This window comes from Actinacidiphila sp. DG2A-62 (assembly GCF_035825295.1).
In the GTDB taxonomy this organism is placed as follows: Bacteria; Actinomycetota; Actinomycetes; order Streptomycetales; family Streptomycetaceae; genus Actinacidiphila.
Genome location: NZ_JAYMGI010000002.1, coordinates 7,229,051 through 7,246,943, shown reverse-complemented (window position 1 = coordinate 7,246,943; position 17,893 = coordinate 7,229,051). Strand labels below are relative to the sequence as shown.

15 protein-coding genes and 2 pseudogenes are annotated in these 17,893 nt (G+C 73.9%); 12 read left to right on the top strand and 5 right to left on the bottom strand.

Annotated elements, in window-relative coordinates; all coding sequences use genetic code 11:
* The first annotated feature begins 11 nt into the window (after window positions 1–11).
* The 9 genes and pseudogenes from VSR01_RS32200 (at window position 12) to pssA (ending at window position 11,611) form a co-directional block, all read left to right on the top strand.
* A complete protein-coding gene (locus VSR01_RS32200) occupies window positions 12–782 on the top strand; it encodes a GNAT family N-acetyltransferase (protein WP_326452517.1) in 771 nt (256 codons plus the stop codon).
* A 611-nt stretch (window positions 783–1,393) separates the two neighbouring features.
* Window positions 1,394–3,370: a 3-hydroxyacyl-CoA dehydrogenase family protein gene (locus tag VSR01_RS32195; protein ID WP_326452516.1), complete on the top strand. Its 1,977-nt coding sequence runs from the start codon at window positions 1,394–1,396 to the stop codon at window positions 3,368–3,370.
* Between the two features lie 151 nt (window positions 3,371–3,521).
* A complete protein-coding gene (locus tag VSR01_RS32190) occupies window positions 3,522–4,316 on the top strand; it encodes a TetR family transcriptional regulator (RefSeq protein WP_326452515.1) in 795 nt (264 codons plus the stop codon).
* A 448-nt stretch (window positions 4,317–4,764) separates the two neighbouring features.
* Window positions 4,765–5,988 (top strand): annotated as a pseudogene (ccrA, locus tag VSR01_RS32185) (crotonyl-CoA carboxylase/reductase); the annotation flags it as partial.
* Complete coding sequence (locus tag VSR01_RS32180; protein WP_326453940.1) at window positions 5,918–8,161, top strand: protein meaA; 2,244 nt, start codon at window positions 5,918–5,920, stop codon at window positions 8,159–8,161. The pseudogene ccrA and the gene VSR01_RS32180, both read left to right, overlap by 71 nt.
* A 1-nt stretch (window position 8,162) precedes the next feature.
* Complete coding sequence (locus VSR01_RS32175) at window positions 8,163–8,693, top strand: MaoC family dehydratase (protein ID WP_326452514.1); 531 nt, start codon at window positions 8,163–8,165, stop codon at window positions 8,691–8,693.
* Between the two features lies 1 nt (window position 8,694).
* Window positions 8,695–9,909 (top strand): acyl-CoA dehydrogenase family protein, encoded by a 1,215-nt coding sequence (locus VSR01_RS32170; RefSeq protein WP_326452513.1) that lies wholly within the window; start codon window positions 8,695–8,697, stop codon window positions 9,907–9,909.
* Window positions 9,910–10,101: 192 nt separating this feature from the next.
* Entirely contained in the window at window positions 10,102–10,758 is a 657-nt protein-coding gene (locus VSR01_RS32165; protein WP_326452512.1) for a phosphatidylserine decarboxylase, read from the top strand.
* Window positions 10,745–11,611 carry a CDP-diacylglycerol--serine O-phosphatidyltransferase gene (gene pssA / locus VSR01_RS32160; RefSeq protein WP_326452511.1) on the top strand — a complete coding sequence of 289 codons (867 nt, stop codon included), beginning with the start codon at window positions 10,745–10,747 and terminating at the stop codon, window positions 11,609–11,611. Before VSR01_RS32165 ends, pssA begins: the two co-directional genes overlap by 14 nt.
* 94 nt (window positions 11,612–11,705) lie before the next feature.
* Here the strand turns inward: pssA and VSR01_RS32155 are convergent, their stop codons facing one another.
* Entirely contained in the window at window positions 11,706–12,665 is a 960-nt protein-coding gene (locus tag VSR01_RS32155) for a helix-turn-helix transcriptional regulator (protein ID WP_326452510.1), read from the bottom strand.
* A 150-nt stretch (window positions 12,666–12,815) separates the two neighbouring features.
* Here VSR01_RS32155 and VSR01_RS32150 point away from each other — a divergent pair, with 150 nt between their 5' ends.
* Window positions 12,816–13,214: a VOC family protein gene (locus VSR01_RS32150; protein WP_326452509.1), complete on the top strand. Its 399-nt coding sequence runs from the start codon at window positions 12,816–12,818 to the stop codon at window positions 13,212–13,214.
* Window positions 13,215–13,217: 3 nt separating this feature from the next.
* Here the strand turns inward: VSR01_RS32150 and VSR01_RS32145 are convergent, their stop codons facing one another.
* On the bottom strand, window positions 13,218–14,321 hold the full coding sequence (locus tag VSR01_RS32145) for a glycerate kinase (RefSeq protein ID WP_326452508.1): 1,104 nt from the start codon (window positions 14,319–14,321) through the stop codon (window positions 13,218–13,220).
* 189 nt (window positions 14,322–14,510) lie between these two features.
* Between VSR01_RS32145 and VSR01_RS32140 the strand changes: the two genes are divergently transcribed.
* Window positions 14,511–15,023 carry an NUDIX hydrolase gene (locus tag VSR01_RS32140; protein ID WP_326452507.1) on the top strand — a complete coding sequence of 171 codons (513 nt, stop codon included), beginning with the start codon at window positions 14,511–14,513 and terminating at the stop codon, window positions 15,021–15,023.
* A gap of 6 nt (window positions 15,024–15,029) precedes the next feature.
* Here the strand turns inward: VSR01_RS32140 and VSR01_RS32135 are convergent, their stop codons facing one another.
* Window positions 15,030–15,500 (bottom strand): SCP2 sterol-binding domain-containing protein, encoded by a 471-nt coding sequence (locus tag VSR01_RS32135; protein ID WP_326452506.1) that lies wholly within the window; start codon window positions 15,498–15,500, stop codon window positions 15,030–15,032.
* Window positions 15,501–15,754: 254 nt separating this feature from the next.
* Between VSR01_RS32135 and VSR01_RS32130 the strand changes: the two genes are divergently transcribed.
* Window positions 15,755–16,129 carry a hypothetical protein gene (locus tag VSR01_RS32130; RefSeq protein WP_326452505.1) on the top strand — a complete coding sequence of 125 codons (375 nt, stop codon included), beginning with the start codon at window positions 15,755–15,757 and terminating at the stop codon, window positions 16,127–16,129.
* 58 nt (window positions 16,130–16,187) lie between these two features.
* On the opposite strand, the gene VSR01_RS32125 is transcribed toward VSR01_RS32130, so the two are convergent.
* Window positions 16,188–17,351, bottom strand: coding sequence for an RNA polymerase sigma factor (locus tag VSR01_RS32125; RefSeq protein WP_326453939.1), 1,164 nt, complete (start codon window positions 17,349–17,351; stop codon window positions 16,188–16,190).
* Between the two features lie 8 nt (window positions 17,352–17,359).
* Window positions 17,360–17,766: pseudogene (locus tag VSR01_RS32120) on the bottom strand (YciI family protein).
* Window positions 17,767–17,893: the final 127 nt, after the last annotated feature.

The following is a 17,893-nucleotide window of genomic DNA, read 5'->3' as shown; positions in this document are numbered from 1 at the left end:
ACCCTCCGTGCATGGTGACGGTGGCGATTCGCGCGATGGACGAGGCCGACGTGCCCGTGGTCTCCGAGATCCGGGTGCGCGGCTGGCAGTGGGCCTACGAGGGGATCGTGCCGGCCGGCTATCTCGCAACGATGGACCCGGCAGAGGACGCGGCGCGGCGGCGGGAGTTCTTCGCGACGTCGCGGGGCCGGGTGCGGAACCTCCTCGCGGTGGTACGGGACGACTCCGCGTCGGGCGGCGGCGCGCGGGGCGACTCCCCGGAGGACGGCTCCGCGGCGGGCGCCAGCGCGCGGGGCGGCTCCCCGCGGGACGACTCCCCGCAGGGCGGCTCCGCGACGGGCGGCGGCACGCGGGACAGTTCCGCGGCAGGCGGCAGCGCGCGGGGCGACTCCCCGCGGGACGACTCCGCGTCGGGCGGCAGCGCCCGGGAACGCGTCGTCGGCTGGGCGGCGTTCGGGCCGTACCGCGGTGAGCCGGACACCACGGCGGATTGCGAGTTGTACGCGCTCTACCTGCGGCCGGAGTGGGCCGGGCGCGGCGTCGGCCGCGCGCTGATGGCCGAGGTCGTCCGGCAGGCCGCGGCGCAGGGTCGCGAGCGCCTGCTGCTGTGGGTGCTCGCCGACAACGCCCGCGCCCGCCGCTTCTACGCCGCCGCCGGCTTCGCCCCGGACGGCACGGAGGCCACCGACACCTTCGACGGCGTGTCCCTGAGCGAGGTGCGCTACGCCCGCGACCTGCGGAACGCAGCCAGCGCGGCCGCTCCTGAGCAGCCGACGGGCTGACCGAGCGGCCGACCCCGACGCGCAGAGCGGTGTCGCCGACCGGCACGGCGGCGACGCCGCAGGTCGCCGATCACCGGCCGCCGATCACCGGTCGCCGATCACCGGTCACCGGTCGCCGGCCGCCGGCCGCCGGCCCAGGATCCGCGCCCTCGGCTGGCCGGGATACGCGCTCCGGCCGGCCCGTGGCCGGCGCTGCCGACCGCCGCCTCCGGACCAGCGCCCCCACACGGTCCAGGGCCCGCCGCCCGCGAACACCGCGCCCGCGCACCGCGCCCGCGCACCGCGCCCGCGTGCCCCGGGCGTCGCACCCACCCCGCTCATTTGAACCCCGCGGAATTCATCTGCGCACAGGGGTAGCGCGGAAGTTACTCGCCGGTTACCCTCAGGGGGAGGCGTACGGCGGCCGGTGACGCAGCCCCGTTCGCCCGTACGGCTACCGCAGTCGGTTCGGCACATCGCGGCGCGGCCCCGGGACAGGGCCCGCCAGGTCAGCGCGGGCGCGCCCACAGGCGCGATCGGCCCGCGACTCCACCCCACTCCCCAGCAGCGTCTGGAGTCACGCGATGGACCGTCCCTCCCGTACCCCTGCCTCTGCGGAGCCTCCCGCCCCCATGGAAGCCTCCGCCCCCGCGCGCGTGGCCGCGCATACGGCCCCGGCCGCCCCCGGCCTGCACGTCCCGGCCGCGCCCGCGCCGCGCGCCGACGCGCCCGCGAACCCGCGCGCCACCCCGCACGCCACCCCGCACGCCGAGGCCGCCGCCGCGCCGGCCGCCCGCCCCGGACGCACCGCCGGCCCGGCTCCGGACGACGCCGCGCCGCTCGCCCTGATCGCCGTCGTGGGCCTGGGCACCATGGGCGCCGGCATCGCCGAGGTGCTCACCCGCGCCGGCCACGAGGTGATCGGCGTCGACGTGAATCCGGCCGCCGCCCGGCGCGCCGCCGCGGACCTGGAGCGCGGCACCGCCCACGCGGTCGAGCGCGGCCGGATCACCGCGGCCGAGCGCACCGCCGCGCTGGCCCGTTTCCGCACCTTCCCCGACCTGCGGGCCGCCGCCGAGGCCGACCTCGTGATCGAGGTGGTCGACGAGCGGTACGCCGCCAAGCGCGAGGTCTTCAGGGAGCTGGACCGGATCGTGAAGCCGGGCGCGATCCTGGCCACCGGGACGAACGCGCTGTCGGTCACCCGGCTCGCCGCCGAGACCGCCCGCCCGGACCGCGTGCTCGGCCTGCACTTCTTCGCGCCCGCGCCCGCGATGAAGCTGGTCGAGGTGGTCGCGACGGTGCTGACCTCGCCGGAGGCCACCGCCGCGGTGACCGCGCTGGTGCGCAGCCTCGGCAAGGAGCCGGTGCCGGTCGGCGACCGCCCCGGCTTCATCGCCGACGGGCTGCTCTTCGGCTACCTCAACCAGGCCGCGGCGATGTACGAGTCGCGCTACGCCGGGCGCGAGGACATCGACGCCGCGATGCGGCTGGGCTGCGGGCTGCCGATGGGCCCGCTGGCGCTGCTGGACCTGATCGGCGTGGACACCGCCACCACCGTCCTGGACGCGATGTACGAGGCGACCAGGGACCGGCTGCACGCGCCCGCGCCGATCCTGCGGCAGCTCACCGCGGCCGGGCTGCTGGGCCGCAAGACCGGCCGCGGCTTCTACCGCTACGAGGCGCCGGGCAGCGCGGTCGTGGTGCCCGACGGGCCGGCCGCGGGTCAGGCCGCAGGCCGGGTGGCCGGCCGCCCGGTGCGGCGGGTCGGCGTCGCCGGGTCCGGCACGATGGCCACCGGCATCGCCGAGGTGTTCGCCAAGGCGGGCTTCGAGGTGGTGCTCGCCGCCCGCGGCGCGGAGAAGGCCGAGCGGGCGGTGGCGCGCCTGGCCGGTTCGCTGGACCGCTCGGTCGCCAAGGGGCGGCTGACCGCGGAGCAGCGGGACGCGGCGCTGGGCGCGGTGACGGCGGCCGGTTCGTACGAGCCGTTCGCGGACGCGGACCTGGTGGTGGAGGCGGTCGCCGAGGACCTGGCGGTCAAGCAGCGGCTGTTCGGGGCGCTGGACGAGGTGTGCCGGCCCGGCGCGGTGCTGGCCACGACGACGTCCTCGCTGCCGGTGGTGGCGATCGCCACGGCCACCCGCCGCCCGCAGGACGTGGTGGGCATGCACTTCTTCAACCCGGCTCCGGCGATGAAGCTGGTCGAGGTGGTGCGCACCGTGCTGACCGGGGACGACGTGGTGGCGACCGCGCACGAGGTGTGCGGCCGGCTGCGCAAGCACCCGGTGGACTGCGGCGACCGGGCCGGGTTCATCGTCAACGCGCTGCTGTTCCCGTACCTGAACAACGCGGTGAAGATGGTCCAGGACCACTACGCGAGCGTGGACGACATCGACGCGGCGATGAAGCTCGGCGGCGGCTACCCGATGGGGCCCTTCGAACTGCTCGACGTTATCGGCCTGGACGTGTCGCTGGCGATCGAGCAGGTGCTGCACGAGGAGTTCCGCGACCCGGGTCTCGCGCCCGCGCCGCTGCTCGAACACCTGGTGTCCGCGGGGTGCCTGGGTCGCAAGACCGGCCGGGGCTTCCGCGAGTATGCCCGCCGCTGAGCCGGCGGGACGCGGCGCCGGACCGGGACGCGGCGCCGGGCTGGCCCGGCTCGGCGCGCGCGGGGCGGCCGGCCGGCCGGGTCTTCCGGCGGGTTGCGGTGATCGGCCGCCTCCCGCCGGAGCGGCCGGCCCGGCGTGTTACGTTCCCCACATGCCGCAGTCCGCGAAGACCGAACCCGCCGCGACCGCAGGCGGCCGCCGCGCCGCCGCCCAGCGCCACCGCGTGCGGCAGGACCTGGCGGCGGCCGCGATGCGGTTGTTCAGCAGCCAGGGGTACGAGGCCACCACCGTCGACGAGATCGCGGCGGCGGCGGGCGTCGCCCGGCGCACCTTCTTCCGGCACTTCCGCTCCAAGGAAGAGGCGATCTTCCCCGACCACGACGACACGCTGGTGCGGGTGCAGGCCGTGCTGGACTCCGCGGACCCGCGCGAGCACCCGCTGGACACCGTGTGCCGGGGCATCACCGAGGTGCTGCGGATGTACGCGTACGTGCCGGAGATCTCGGTCGAGCGCTACCGGCTGATCCGCGAGGTGCCGACGCTGCGCGAGCGCGAGATCGCGTCGGTGTCCCGCTACGAGCGGCTGTTCACCCGCTATCTGCTGGGCCACTTCGACGAGGACGCGCACCGCGACGGCGACGACGACCCGTTGCTGGCCGAGGTGGCCGCGTCCGCGGTGGTCGCGGCGCACAACCACGTGCTGCGGCGCTGGCTGCGGGCCGGCGGCAAGGGCGATGTGGAGGCGCAGCTCGACCACGCCTTCGACGTCATCAAGGCCACCTTCGGCACCGGCATCGGGTCCGGCCGGATACCGTCCAAGGCAGCGTCGGAGAGCGGCTCCGCCTCGGCCTCCCGGCAGGGCGAGGTGGTGGTCGCGGTGGCCCGTACCGACGCCTCACCCGCGCAGATCCTGCGCAGCATCGAGGAGGCGCTGCGGCGGGCCTGACCGCCTTCCGCCCGCGCCTCCGCACGCCCCTCCCCCACACGTCCCCCACACCCCATACCCCGCGCCCGCCCGACAGCGGCCGTCCGGCCTTCCCGGACGGCCGCTGTTGCTCATGTGCGCGGACGGGGTGACACTTGAGAGAAATTGTTGGCACGCAGTGTCTTTACGACTGGCACGCAGTGCCATACGGTAGTCGTCGTCCGGACCGGCGGGGTGCGGTCACCACCGCTCCCCGTGTGTCCCGAGGGCCTCCGCGCCCCGGTCCGGACGCCTGCGTCACAGGCACCGGCGCGCCACAGCGCGCCTCCTTCACCGCTCCACCCGCCACGTCTTCGCCGAACCGACGACGGCACCCGCCCCACCCACACCGACCCCTGCGCCCCGACCGCGACCGCGACGCGACAGCCGTCGCGCACCGCGCCGGAGCGCACCGCCGGAGGCGAGTCACATGAAGGAAATCCTGGACGCGGTCATGGCGCCGGACACCACGGCCGCCGACTTCGCCGCGCTGCCGCTGCCGGAGTCCTACCGCGCGGTGACCGTGCACAAGGACGAGGCCGAGATGTTCGCCGGCATCCCCAGCCGCGACAAGGACCCCCGCAAGTCGCTCCACGTCGAGCAGGTGCCCGTGCCCGAACTCGGGCCCAGCGAGGCGCTGGTGGCGGTCATGGCCAGCTCGGTCAACTACAACTCCGTGTGGACCTCGATCTTCGAGCCGGTCTCCACCTTCGGGTTTTTGGAGCGCTACGGCCGGCTCTCCCCGCTCGCCAAGCGGCACGACCTGCCGTACCACGTCATCGGCTCCGACCTGGCCGGCGTGGTGCTGCGCACCGGGCCCGGCGTCAACGCCTGGCAGCCCGGTGACGCGGTGGTCGCGCACTGCCTGTCGGTGGAGCTGGAGTCCGCCGACGGCCACAACGACACCATGCTCGACCCGGAGCAGCGGATCTGGGGCTTCGAGACCAACTTCGGCGGCCTCGCCGAGATCGCCCTGGTCAAGTCCAACCAGCTGATGCCCAAGCCGCGCCACCTCACCTGGGAGGAGGCCGCCGCGCCCGGCCTGGTCAACTCCACCGCGTACCGGCAGCTCGTCTCCGCCAACGGCGCGAACATGAAGCAGGGCGACAACGTGCTGATCTGGGGCGCCAGCGGCGGCCTCGGCTCCTACGCCACGCAGTTCGCGCTGGCCGGCGGCGCCACCCCGGTCTGCGTGGTCTCCAGCCCCGAGAAGGCCGAGCTGTGCCGGGCGATGGGCGCCGAGGCGGTCATCGACCGCACCGCGGAGGACTACCGCTTCTGGCGCGACGAGCACACCCAGGACCCCAGGGAGTGGAAGCGGTTCGGGGCGCGCATCCGCGAGCTGACCGGCGGCGAGGACGTGGACATCGTCTTCGAGCACCCCGGCCGGGAGACCTTCGGCGCCTCGGTCTACGTCACCCGCAAGGGCGGCACCGTGGTGACCTGCGCCTCGACCTCCGGCTACATCCACCAGTACGACAACCGCTACCTGTGGATGAGCCTGAAGCGCATCGTCGGCTCGCACTTCGCCAACTACCGCGAGGCGTGGGAGGCCAACCGCCTGATCGCCAAGGGCAAGATCCATCCGACGCTGTCCCGCACCTACCCGCTGGAGCAGACCGGGCAGGCCGCGTACGACGTGCACCGCAACCGCCACCAGGGCAAGGTCGGCGTCCTCGCGCTGGCTCCCCGCGAGGGGCTGGGCGTCACCGACCCGGCGCTGCGCGAGCGGTGCCTGCCGGCCATCAACCGCTTCCGGAACGTGTGATGACGGCCTCCCAGGAGGAGTTGCCGCGCACCGGGAGGCCCTCCCCGGGCAGCCGCCCGCGGACCGGCCCCGTACCAAGGACCGGCCGTGGCTGATGCGCACCTACGCCGGTCACTCGACCGCCGAGGCGTCCAACGAGCTGTACCGCCGCAACCTCGCCAAGGGGCAGACCGGGCTGTCGGTCGCCTTCGACCTGCCGACGCAGACCGGCTACGACCCGGACCACGTGCTGGCCCGCGGCGAGGTCGGCCGGGTGGGCGTGCCCGTGGCGCACCTCGGCGACATGCGGCGGCTGTTCCAGGACATCCCGCTGGAGCGGATGAACACCTCGATGACCATCAACGCCACCGCCATGTGGCTGCTGGCGCTGTACCAGGTGGTCGCCGAGGAGCAGGGCGCCGACGTGTCCGCGCTCCAGGGCACCATGCAGAACGACATCGTCAAGGAGTACCTGTCCCGCGGCACCCACGTCTTCCCGCCGGGCCCCTCGCTGCGGCTGACCACCGACATGATCGCGTACACCGTCGCGCGGATGCCCAGGTGGAACCCGATCAACATCTGCAGCTACCACCTCCAGGAGGCCGGCGCCACGCCGGTGCAGGAGGTCGCGTACGCGATGTCCACGGCGATCGCGGTGCTGGACGCGGTGTTCGCCTCCGGGCAGGTGCCGCGCGAGCGCCGGGGCGAGGTGGTCGGCCGCATCTCCTTCTTCGTCAACGCCGGGGTGCGCTTCGTCGAGGAGATGTGCAAGATGCGGGCGTTCGGCCGGATCTGGGAGACCGTCACCCGCGAGCGGTACGGCATCCGGGACCCGCGCCACCGCCGCTTCCGGTACGGCGTGCAGGTCAACTCGCTCGGCCTGACCGAGGCGCAGCCGGAGAACAACGTGCAGCGCATCGTGCTGGAGATGCTCGCGGTGACGCTGTCCAAGGACGCCCGGGCCCGCGCGGTGCAGCTGCCGGCGTGGAACGAGGCGCTGGGCCTGCCACGGCCCTGGGACCAGCAGTGGAGCCTGCGCATCCAGCAGGTGCTGGCGCACGAGAGCGACCTGTTGGAGTACGACGACCTGTTCGCCGGCTCGCACGTGGTGGAGGCGAAGGTCGCCGAGCTGGTGGAGCGGGCGACCGCGGAGATCGAGCACATCCAGGAGCTGGGCGGCGCGATGGCCGCGGTGGAGTCCGGCTACCTCAAGGCGCAGCTGGTGTCCTCGCACGCCGCGCGGCGGGCCAGGATCGAGTCCGGCCAGGAGAAGATCGTCGGGGTCAACGTGTACGAGCAGACCGAGCCCAACCCGCTCACCGCCGACCTGGACACCGCGATCATGACCGTGGACCCGGCCAACGAGGCGCGGGTGGTCGCCGCGCTGCGCCGCTGGCGGGCGGAGCGGGACCAGCCGCGCGCCGACCGGGCGCTGGCCGCGCTGCGCGTGGCGGCCGCGGGCGAGGAGAACCTGATGGCGGCCTCGGTGGAGTGCGCGCGGGCCGGAGTGACCACCGGCGAGTGGTCGGGCGCGCTGCGGGAGGTCTTCGGCGAGTTCCGGGCGCCGACCGGGGTGACGTCCGCGCCGGTGGCGGTCGCCGCCGAGGCGGGCGGCGAGCTGGCGCGGGTGCGCGAACGGGTCGCGGCGACCGCGGCGGAGCTCGGCGGCGGCCGGCTGCGGCTGCTGGTCGGCAAGCCCGGCCTGGACGGGCATTCCAACGGCGCCGAGCAGATCGCGGTGCGCGCCCGCGACGCCGGCTTCGAGGTGGTCTACCAGGGCATCAGGCTGACCCCCGAGCAGATCGTCTCGGCGGCGGTCGCCGAGGACGTGCACTGCGTGGGACTGTCGATCCTGTCCGGCTCGCACGCCGCGCTGGTGCCGGACGTGCTGGAGCGGCTGCGCCGGGCCGGAGCGGACGACGTGCCGGTGGTCGTCGGCGGGATCATCCCCGCCGCGGACGCCAGGCAGCTGCGCGCGGCGGGCGTGGCGGCAGTGTTCACCCCGAAGGACTTCGGTATCACCGGGATCATCGGCCGGATCGTGGACGAGATCCGGCTGGCCAACAAGCTGGAGGTATGACGTGCAGTTCGGCCGCACCTACGAGGAGTTCGAGATCGGTGCGCTCTACAAGCACTGGCCGGGCAAGACGGTCACCGAGTACGACGACCATCTCTTCTGCCTCCTGACCATGAACCACCACCCGCTGCACCTGGACGCCAACTACGCGGAGCAGGCGACCGACTTCGGCCGCAACGTGGTGGTCGGCAACTACGTCTACTCGCTGCTGCTCGGCATGTCGGTGCCGGACGTGTCGGGCAAGGCGATCGCCAACCTGGAGGTGGAGTCGCTGCGGCACGTCGCGCCGACCTTCCACGGCGACACGATCTACGGCGAGACGACCGTGCTGGACAAGCGGCCGTCCTCGTCGAAGGACGACCGGGGCATCGTGCACGTCGAGACCCGCGGCTACAAGCAGGACGGCACCCTGGTGTGCGTCTTCCGCCGCAAGGTGATGGTGCCGACCGCCGCGTACGTCAAGGAGCGCGGCGGGGAGCACCCCGGCCGCCCTGAGCCGACGACCGGCGCGCCCGCCGGCCGGGGAGGGAACTGACATGGCCGACCGCCTGGCGCGTACCGAGGGGCTGACCGACGTCCAGCGGGAGATCCTGGCGACCGTGCGCTCCTTCGTCGACAAGGAGATCCTGCCGGTCGCCACCGAGCTGGAGCACCGCGACGAGTACCCCACGCAGATCGTCGAGGGGCTCAAGGACCTCGGCGTCTTCGGCCTGATGATCCCCGAGGAGTACGGCGGGCTCGGCGAGTCGCTGCTGACCTACGCGCTGGCCGTGGAGGAGATCGCCCGCGGCTGGATGAGCGTGTCGGGCATCATCAACACCCACTTCATCGTGGCGTACATGCTCAGGCAGCACGGCACCCAGGAGCAGAAGGAGCACTTCCTGCCGCGGATGGCCACCGGCGAGGTGCGCGGCGCGTTCTCGATGTCGGAGCCGGGCCTCGGCTCGGACGTCTCGGCGATCCGCACCCGGGCGGTGCGCGACGGCGACGCGTACGTCATCGACGGCCAGAAGATGTGGCTGACCAACGGCGGCTCCTCCAACCTGGTGGCGGTGCTGTGCCGGACCGACGAGGGGCAGCCGCAGGACGCCCCCGCGCACCGGTCGATGTCCACGTTCCTGATCGAGAAGGAGCCGGGCTTCGGCGCGAATCCCGCGGTGCCGGGGCTGACCGTGCCCGGCAAGATCGAGAAGATGGGCTACAAGGGCGTCGACACCACCGAACTGGTCCTGGACGGCGTGCGGGTCCCCGCCGACCGGGTGCTCGGCGGGGCCACCGGGCGCGGTTTCTACCAGATGATGGACGGCGTCGAGGTCGGCCGGGTGAACGTCGCGGCCCGCGGCTGCGGGGTCGCGCGGCGCGCCTTCGAGCTGGGCATCGGTTACGCACAGCAGCGGCAGACCTTCGGCAAGCCCATCGCGCAGCACCAGGCGATCCAGTTCAAGCTGGCCGAGATGGCCACCAAGGTGGAGGCGGCCCACCAGATGATGGTCAGCGCCGCGCGCACGAAGGACTCCGGCGAGCGGGGCGACCTGGAGGCCGGCATGGCGAAGTACCTGGCCTCGGAGTTCTGCAAGGAGGTGGTCGAGGACGCCTTCCGCATCCACGGCGGCTACGGCTTCTCCAAGGAGTACGAGATCGAGCGGCTCTACCGCGAGGCGCCGATGCTGCTGATCGGCGAGGGGACCGCCGAGATCCAGAAAATGATCATCGGACGCAGGCTGCTGGAGGAATATCGACTCCAGGACTGAATATCCGGGTTCGCCCCGATATGTCAGGTGATTTTTCGAGGCGAACGTCACACTCCGTCATGGTCCCAGGCATCGGAACCGGCCATCGACTCGCCCGTGAGCTTGCCGAGTTGCCCGTCCCAGCCGATACCATCGACCAAAGCCGCCGTCCCCCGAAACATCTCGCGGCACCCTCCGCTACGAAGGTCATCCATGCCCCACAGCAATTCCTCTGCACGTCGCGACAGGCTTGCCGGTGTGCGCCTGGCGCGCGGAGCGTCGCCGTGGCTCCTGCCGACCGTCGCCACCGCGGCGGTGAGCCTGGCCAAGGCACGCCGCTCCGGGCGCTGGGCGGCGGTGGCCGTCCCGGCCACCGCGCTCGCGGCCGGCATGCTGTGGTTCTTCCGCGACCCCGAGCGGGAGATCGCGGAGGGCCGGGTGATCTCCCCGGCCGACGGCGTGGTGCAGAGCGTGATGCCGTGGAAGGACGGGCGCACCCGCGTGGCGATCTTCATGAGCCCGCTGAACGTGCACGTCAACCGGGCGCCGCTGGCCGGCACGATCACCTCCGTCGAGCACGTCCCCGGCGGCTTCGTCCCGGCCTTCAACAAGGAGAGCGAGCACAACGAGCGGGTGGTCTGGCACTTCGACACCGAGATCGGCGACGTCGAGGTGGTCCAGATCGCCGGCGCGGTGGCCCGCCGGATCGTGCCGTACGTGCCGCGGGGCTGCAAGGTCGAGCAGGGCGACCGGATCGGGCTGATCCGGTTCGGCTCGCGCGTCGACGTCTACCTGCCGGAGGGCGTCGAGCCCGCGGTCGAGGTCGGGCAGACCACCACGGCTGGGGTGACACGCCTTGACCGTGCTTGAGCCGGACACGACGCACCCGAACCAGGGCGGCCGGTCGAACTGGGTCAGCGAGCTGGAGGAGGAGGTCTCCGACCTCCCGCTGTCCACCCGCCTGTCCATCGCCGACGCGCTCACCCTGGGCAACGCGATCTGCGGCTTCATGGCCGTGTACTTCACCACCACCGGCGTGCTGGTGCCGCACCTGATGGGCGACGGCGACGGCGCGATGTCCAAGAACAGCGCGGCCAACGCCGTCACGCTGATGCTGATGGCGTCGGTCTTCGACCTGTTCGACGGCCTGGTGGCGCGCAAGCTGCGCAGCTCGGCGATGGGCGCGGAGCTGGACAACCTCTCCGACCTGATCAGCTTCGGCCTCGCCCCGGCCTACTTCGTGATCGTCTGGGGCATCGTGACCCAGAACGCGCACGGCAAGATCGCCGCGGTGGCCGCGGTGCTCGTGGTGCTCGCGGTGGTGCTCCGGCTGGCCCGGTTCTCCTGCACCACGCTGCGGGACGGCGTCTTCCAGGGCATGCCCAGCCCCTTCGGCGCGATGACCGTGGTCTCGCTGGTCCTGCTGGAGCTGCCGTTCCTGCCGACCGTACTGGCGATCCTGGGCGTCGCCTGGCTCATGGTGAGCCGCGTGGAGTACCCCAAGCCGCGCGGGCGCCTCGCGCTGGTCACCTTCTGCTGGACGCTGGTCAGCATGGGCTGCCTGGCCGCGTGGTCGCTGGGCGTGCCCGGCGGCCACCAGCTCCTCCAGGCGGGCTGCGCGCTCCAGTGCACCGCGGCGGCGACGATCCCCTGCTTCGCCACGACGCGGCGGGTCAGCACCTTCCGCGCCGCGCGCCGCGAGTCCCGCGCCGCCGCGCGCTGAGGCTCGCCCGCTCTCTTTCCTTCCCGCTCTTCTCTCTTTCCTTCCCGCTCTTCCTCCTGGTGCCGGGGCCGGGCCCGTCCGGGCCCGGCCCCGCTCAGGTCTGCCTGGCGTAGGCCGCGAGGCGGTCGGCGAACGCCGCGACCAGGTCGCGGAGTTCGTCGGGGCGTTCGACGACGAAGGGCAGGTCCAGCGAGGCGAGCACCGGCGGCAGCCAGTCGAGCCGCTGCGCCCGCAGCTCGACGCGCAGCCAGGACCCGTCCAGCTCCTCCAGGACCGCGACGCTCGCCGGGAGGCGGGCGCGGATCCGGTCGGCCGTGCCGTGGACGCGCAGGGTCACCCAGTGCCGGTAGTCGGCCGTGGCGAACCCGGTCAGCAGGCGCTGCGCCGGATCGGGACCGCCGGGCGCCTCGAACGAGCCGGGCAGCGTGCGCGCGTCGGCGACGCGGTCCAGCCGGAAGGTCCGGTCCTCGCCGATCGCGGCGTCCGCGCCCGTGACGTACCACCGGCCCGCGTGGGCGACCACCCCGTACGGATGCAGGGTGCGGTCGCTGCGCCGGCCGTCGCGGTCGGTGTAGCGGATCGAGACCGGCCGGCGGTGGCGGACCGCGTCGGCGAGGGTGAGCAGCACCCCGGCGTCCGGGGCGGCCGTCTCGTCGGGCCGGTCGGTGAAGGCGAGGGACTCCAGGAGCGCGTCGAGCCGGCGGGCGAGGTGCCCCGGGAGGACGCGTCTGATCTTCGCCGAGGCGGTCTCGCTCGCCGTGGACTGCGTGGCCGGCCCCGCCTGGCGTCCGGCGGCCAGGCCCAGCAGGACGGCCAGCGCCTCCTCGTCGTCGAGCATCAGCGGGGGCAGGCGGTAGCCGGGGGCGAGCCGGTAGCCGCCGTAGCGGCCGCGCACCGACTCCACCGGCACACCCAGGTCGAGCAGCTGGTCCACGTACCGCCGCACCGTCCGCCCCTCGACGCCGAGCCGGTCGGCGAGCTCGGCGACGGTCCTGGTGCCGCCGGACTGCAGCAGCTCCAGGAGGGTCAGCACGCGACCGGTCGGACGGGACATGCGCGCAGCCTAACCCGAATACCGGACCGGTTCTGTCCCCTATCTCCCCTAGCCTGCGGAGCAAGGGTGCATGAACGCGTACACCGACGCGTGAGCACAGGGCACGACGCGTGCGGAACCGCACGCTCCAGCACAGCCGAGGAGATTCCCATGGATTTCGTCTCGATCCGCGTCATCACCGGCGACGTGGCGCGCCTGGTCGCGTTCTACGAACGGGCCACGGGCGCGCGGGCGGCCTGGGCCACCGAGGACTTCGCCGAACTGAGGATCGGCGGCGCCACGCTGGCGATCGCCGGCACCCGCACGGTCCCGCTGTTCGCCCCCGGTTCCGCCCGCCCGGCGGAGAACCACAGCGTGATCACCGAGTTCCTGGTGGACGACGTGGACCGCGTCCACCAGGACCTGGCCGGCGTCGTCACGGACGTCGTCGCCGGTCCGACGACGATGCCCTGGGGCAACCGCTCCCTCCTGGTGCGCGACCCGGACGGCAACCTGGTCAACTTCTTCACCCCGGTCACCCCGCAGGCGATCGAGAAGTTCGCCCGCTGAGCGTCAGGCCAGGTGGGCGCGGGCCACGGTGGCGGCGACCTCGGTGAGGAGGGGCCCGGCGCCGGGGATGGAGCGGGCCGGGTCGGGTTCGAGGGCGGAGAGCGGATAGGCCGCGCCGATGCCCGCCGCGGCGAGTTCGGCGGCGGACAGCGCGAGGCGGCCGCAGACCGCGACGACGGGGACGCCGCGGGCCCGGGCCGCCGCCGCGACGCCGGCCGGGGCCTTGCCGTGCAGGGTCTGCGCGTCGAGGGAGCCCTCGCCGGTGATCACCAGGTCGGCGTGCGCGAGCGCCGCCTCGAAGCCGAGCACGTCGAGCATCACCTCGATCCCGGAGCGGAACCGCGCGCCGAGCCCGACCAGGGCGCCGTAGCCGATGCCGCCGGCCGCGCCCGCGCCGGGCGTCCGCGCGGCCTCCCGGTCGCCGAGCACCTCGGCGTAGCGGGTCAGCGCCGCGTCCAGCGCGGCCACGTCCGCCGGCGAGGCGCCCTTCTGCGGGCCGTAGACCGCCGCTGCGCCCTTCGGACCGAGCAGCGGGTTGTCCACGTCGCCGGCCAGGACCACCTCGGCCCGCGCGAGCCGCGGGTCGAGACCCGACAGGTCCGCGGAGGCCAGCGCGGCCAGCGCGCCGCCGCCGGGCGCGACGGGCGCGCCCTTGGCGTCCAGCAGGCGGGCGCCGAGCGCGCAGAGCATGCCCGCGCCGCCGTCGGTGGTGGCGCTGCCGCCGACGCCGAGCACGATCGTGCGCGCGCCCGCGTCCAGGGCGGCCCGCAGCAGTTCCCCGGTGCCGTACGTGGTCGCGCTCAGCGGCGCGAACACGCCCGGCGGCAGCCGCCGCAGACCCGACGCCTCGGCCATCTCGACCACCGCGGTCGTCCCGCGCAGCGCGTACGCGGCGTCCACCGGCTCGCCGAGCGGGCCGGTCACGCGGACCGCGCGGCGCTCGAAGCCGCCCGCGACGGCCGCCTCGACCGTGCCGTCGCCGCCGTCGGCGACCGGCAGCGCGGTGACCGACACGGCGGGCACGACGGCTCGCAGGCCCGCCGCGACGTGCTCGGCGACCTCGGCCGCGGTCAGCGAGCCCTTGAACTTGTCCGCGGCGATCAGCACCCGCGGCAGCCGCCCATGCCGTGCCGTGAGCGGTTCCGCCGCTGCCGCCGGGTCCGGATCCTGATGTGCTCTCGTTGCAGCGTCCGACACGCAATCTCTCCCGATGACGATCCCGAACGTCGCGCCGTCCGCGACCCTATCCCGCCGCCGGTTCACCCGTCACGGGCCGCCGGCCGTAAGTTGGGCGGCATGACCACCGACTTCGCCACCTACATCGCAGGGCTTCCCAAGATCATCGCGGGCGCGAACACGCTGTTCCGCTCCGCCGACGGCCGGGTGCTCCTGGTCGAGCCGAACTACCGCGACGACGGCACGTGGACGCTGCCGGGCGGCACGATCGAGTCCGACGCGGGCGAGTCGCCGCGGGAGGCCGCGCGCCGCGAGACGCTGGAGGAGATCGGGCTGGACCTCGAACCGGGGGCGCTGCTCGCCGTCGACTGGATCACCGGGCCCGGCCGGCCCGCGCTGGCCCGCTACCTCTACGACGGCGGGGTCCTCACCCCCGCGCAGTTCGACGCGATCCGGTTGCAGGAGGAGGAGCTGGACTCCTGGGAGCTGGTGGCCGTCGACGCCCTGGACGACTACCTCCATCCCGTCGCCGCGCGCGGCGTCCGCGCCGCGCTGGCCGCGCTGGAATCCGGCTCGGGCACGGCGGAGCTGGTCAACGGCCTGGCCCCCGGTGAGCGGCTCCCGCCGCGGTAGGCCGCGTCAGGCCTTCGGGATGTCGAAGAAGTAGGTGAGCCCGCCGGCCAGCCGGATGTCGCCCTTGACCTTGAGCTTGCGGGTGAAGAAGAGGGTGGGCCCCGAGGCGTTGCCGGAGACCAGCTTGAGGAACTCCGGCGCGCCCATCGTGAGGCTGAGCTGCGGGGTGCGGCCGGTGCGCTCCGGGGTGACCGTGCACGCGCCGCCCGCGATGTGCGTCTCGTAGACGTCGCCGGGCTCGCCGTCCGCCTCGGTGATCCGCCAGCGGATCAGGGCGTCGCGGCTGCCGGCGGCCTCGGGCTTGAAGAGGGTGTGCATCCGCCCGAACACCTCGTCCAGGACCCGCCGGCGCTGCGGCCCGCGCATGAACTCCTCGATGCGCCGGGCGCTCAGCCCCTTGACGATCCGCGCAAACTCCTTCGGCTCCACCGAGGCGAAGTCCAGCGTCTCCAGGTCCAGATCGTCCACCGCGGCCATGCCGTAACCATCCTTACTCCGAAGTAAGTTTACTGCCGAGTAAGCCTAGGTCCCCGCCCACGCCGTGACAAGCGCGCGGCCCACCGCACGACACGGCGCCGCCGTCGCCGCCCCCTCACCCTTTCGCCCGGCGGGGAATCGGTTCTGCTTCAGCCGGCCCGGTGACCCCGCGGAACCCCCGCCGACGGGCGGGGAACACCGCGGACACGACGTTCACGCGTCGATCCACCGTCACCGGAAAGCGCGAGGCCGGCATGAAGATGAAGCGTTCGAGGATGTCCGTCCTGGTGGCCGTGGCGGTCCTCGCCACGAGCGGGGCCACACTCGCCGTCGCGCAGGACGACGACGCCGGCGGGCACGGCGCGACCCGCGCGCCGCGCGCGTCCGTGGGGCGTTACTGGGGCACGGACGTCTCGGTGGGGCCCGGCCGGTACGGAACGGCGAGCGCGTCCTGCCCCGCGGGAATGGTGAGCACCGGCGGCGGGGGCGCCATCGGCGGCGGGGCCCAGAGCGGCGACCCGTACTTCATCGGTTCCTACGGAGGAAGCGACGGCTGGGTCGTCGGTGTGAAGAACACCGACAGCGTGACCCGGTCCGTGACCGCCTTCGTCGTCTGCATGACCCCCTGAGCGCCGGGCCGGCCCGAGCCGGGCCGGCGTCGCTCGCGGCCGGTGCGCCGAGGCCGTCCTAGCCCTCCCGGGCCGCGCGGGTGGTGTTCAGGCGGGCGGCCTGGCGGGTCAGGTGGTCGCGCTCGGGGACGGTGAGCGCCTTGGCCGCCGCCTCGGCGTACAGGCGGGCGGCGAGCGCGAGGTCGCCGTCGCGTTCGTGGAGGTAGGCCGCCGCCGCGGTGTGCCGGGGCAGCGCCGGGTCGAGCGCGGCCAGCGCCGCCAGGCCCGCGCGGGGGCCGTCCGCCTCGCCCACGGCCACCGCGCGGTTGAGCCGGACCACCGGGCTGTCGGTGAACCGCAGCAGTTCGTCGTACCACTCGACGATCTGCACCCAGTCGGTCTCCGCGGCGGTGGGCGCGTCCGCGTGCAGCGCCGCGACCGCGGCCTGGGCCTGGAACTCGCCGAGCCGGTCGCGGGCCAGGGCAGCCTGGAGGATGCCGACGCCCTCGGCGATAGCGCGGGTGTCCCACCGTGTGCGGTCCTGCTCGGCGAGCGGCACCAGGCTGCCGTCCGGCGCGGTCCGGCCCGCGCGCCGGGCGTGGTGCAGCAGCATCAGGGCGAGCAGGCCGGACACCTCGGGGTGGTCGACCGCCGCCGCGAGCTGCCGGGTGAGCCGGATCGCCTCGGCGGCGAGGTCGATGTCGCCGGAGTAGCCCTCGTTGAAGACCAGGTAGAGCACGCGCAGCACGGTCGCCACGTCGCCGGGCCGGTCGAAGCGCACGCCGGAGACCGTGCGCTTGGCCCGGCTGATCCGCTGGGCCATGGTCGCCTCGGGCACCAGGTAGGCGCGGGCGATCTGCCGGGTGGTGAGGCCGCCGACGGCGCGCAGGGTGAGCGCGACCGCCGACGACGGGCTGAGCGAGGGGTGGGCGCACAGGAAGTACAGCTGGAGGGTGTCGTCGGAGGTCGGCGCGGGCCCGGGCGCCGGCTCCTCCTCCACGAGGTCCTCGCGCCGGCGGCGGGCCGCGTCGGCCCGCGCCTGGTCGAGGAACCGGCGCCACGCCACGGTGACCAGCCAGCCCTTGGGGTCCCGCGGCGGATCGGCCGGCCACACCCGGACCGCCTCGACCAGGGCGTCCTGCACCGCGTCCTCGGCCGCCGCGAAGTCGGCTCCGCGGCGGACGAGGATCGCGAGCACACCGGGCGTGAGGCTGCGCAGCAGCGGCCCGTCGACCGGTTCCATCGACACCGTCACTCCGTGATCGTCGGCGGCTCGGCCATGAACGGCCGCAGCTCCAGCCACTCGTGGATCGGCCTGCTGCTGGCCCCGGCACCGCCGACAGCTCGGCGGCCAACTCCAGCGCCCGCTCGTAGGAGTCGACGTCGATCACCATCCACCCGGCGATCAGGTCCTTCGTCTCGGCGAACGGCCCGTCGGTGACCGGCGGCCGGCCCTCGCCGTCGTAGCGCACCCAGGCGCCCTCGGGCGCGAGCGCCTGCGCGTCGACGAACTCCCCGGTGCCCTCCAGCTTGGCCGCGAAGTCGCGCATGTACTGGATGTGCGCGGTGACCTCCTGCGGGGTCCACCGGTCCATCGGCACGTTGTTCACGTGCTCCGGTGCGCCGCGGTAGTGCTTGAGCAGCAGGTACTTGGCCATGGTGGTTGCCTCCTCGGTGCGGTGCGGCCGCCCATTGTGGTCGCGTTCCACCCCGGGGACGGAGCACACGCCGCGTTCTCGACATCCGTCCGGGAGATTTCCCGAAGTTTTTTCCGCGGGCGGGGCC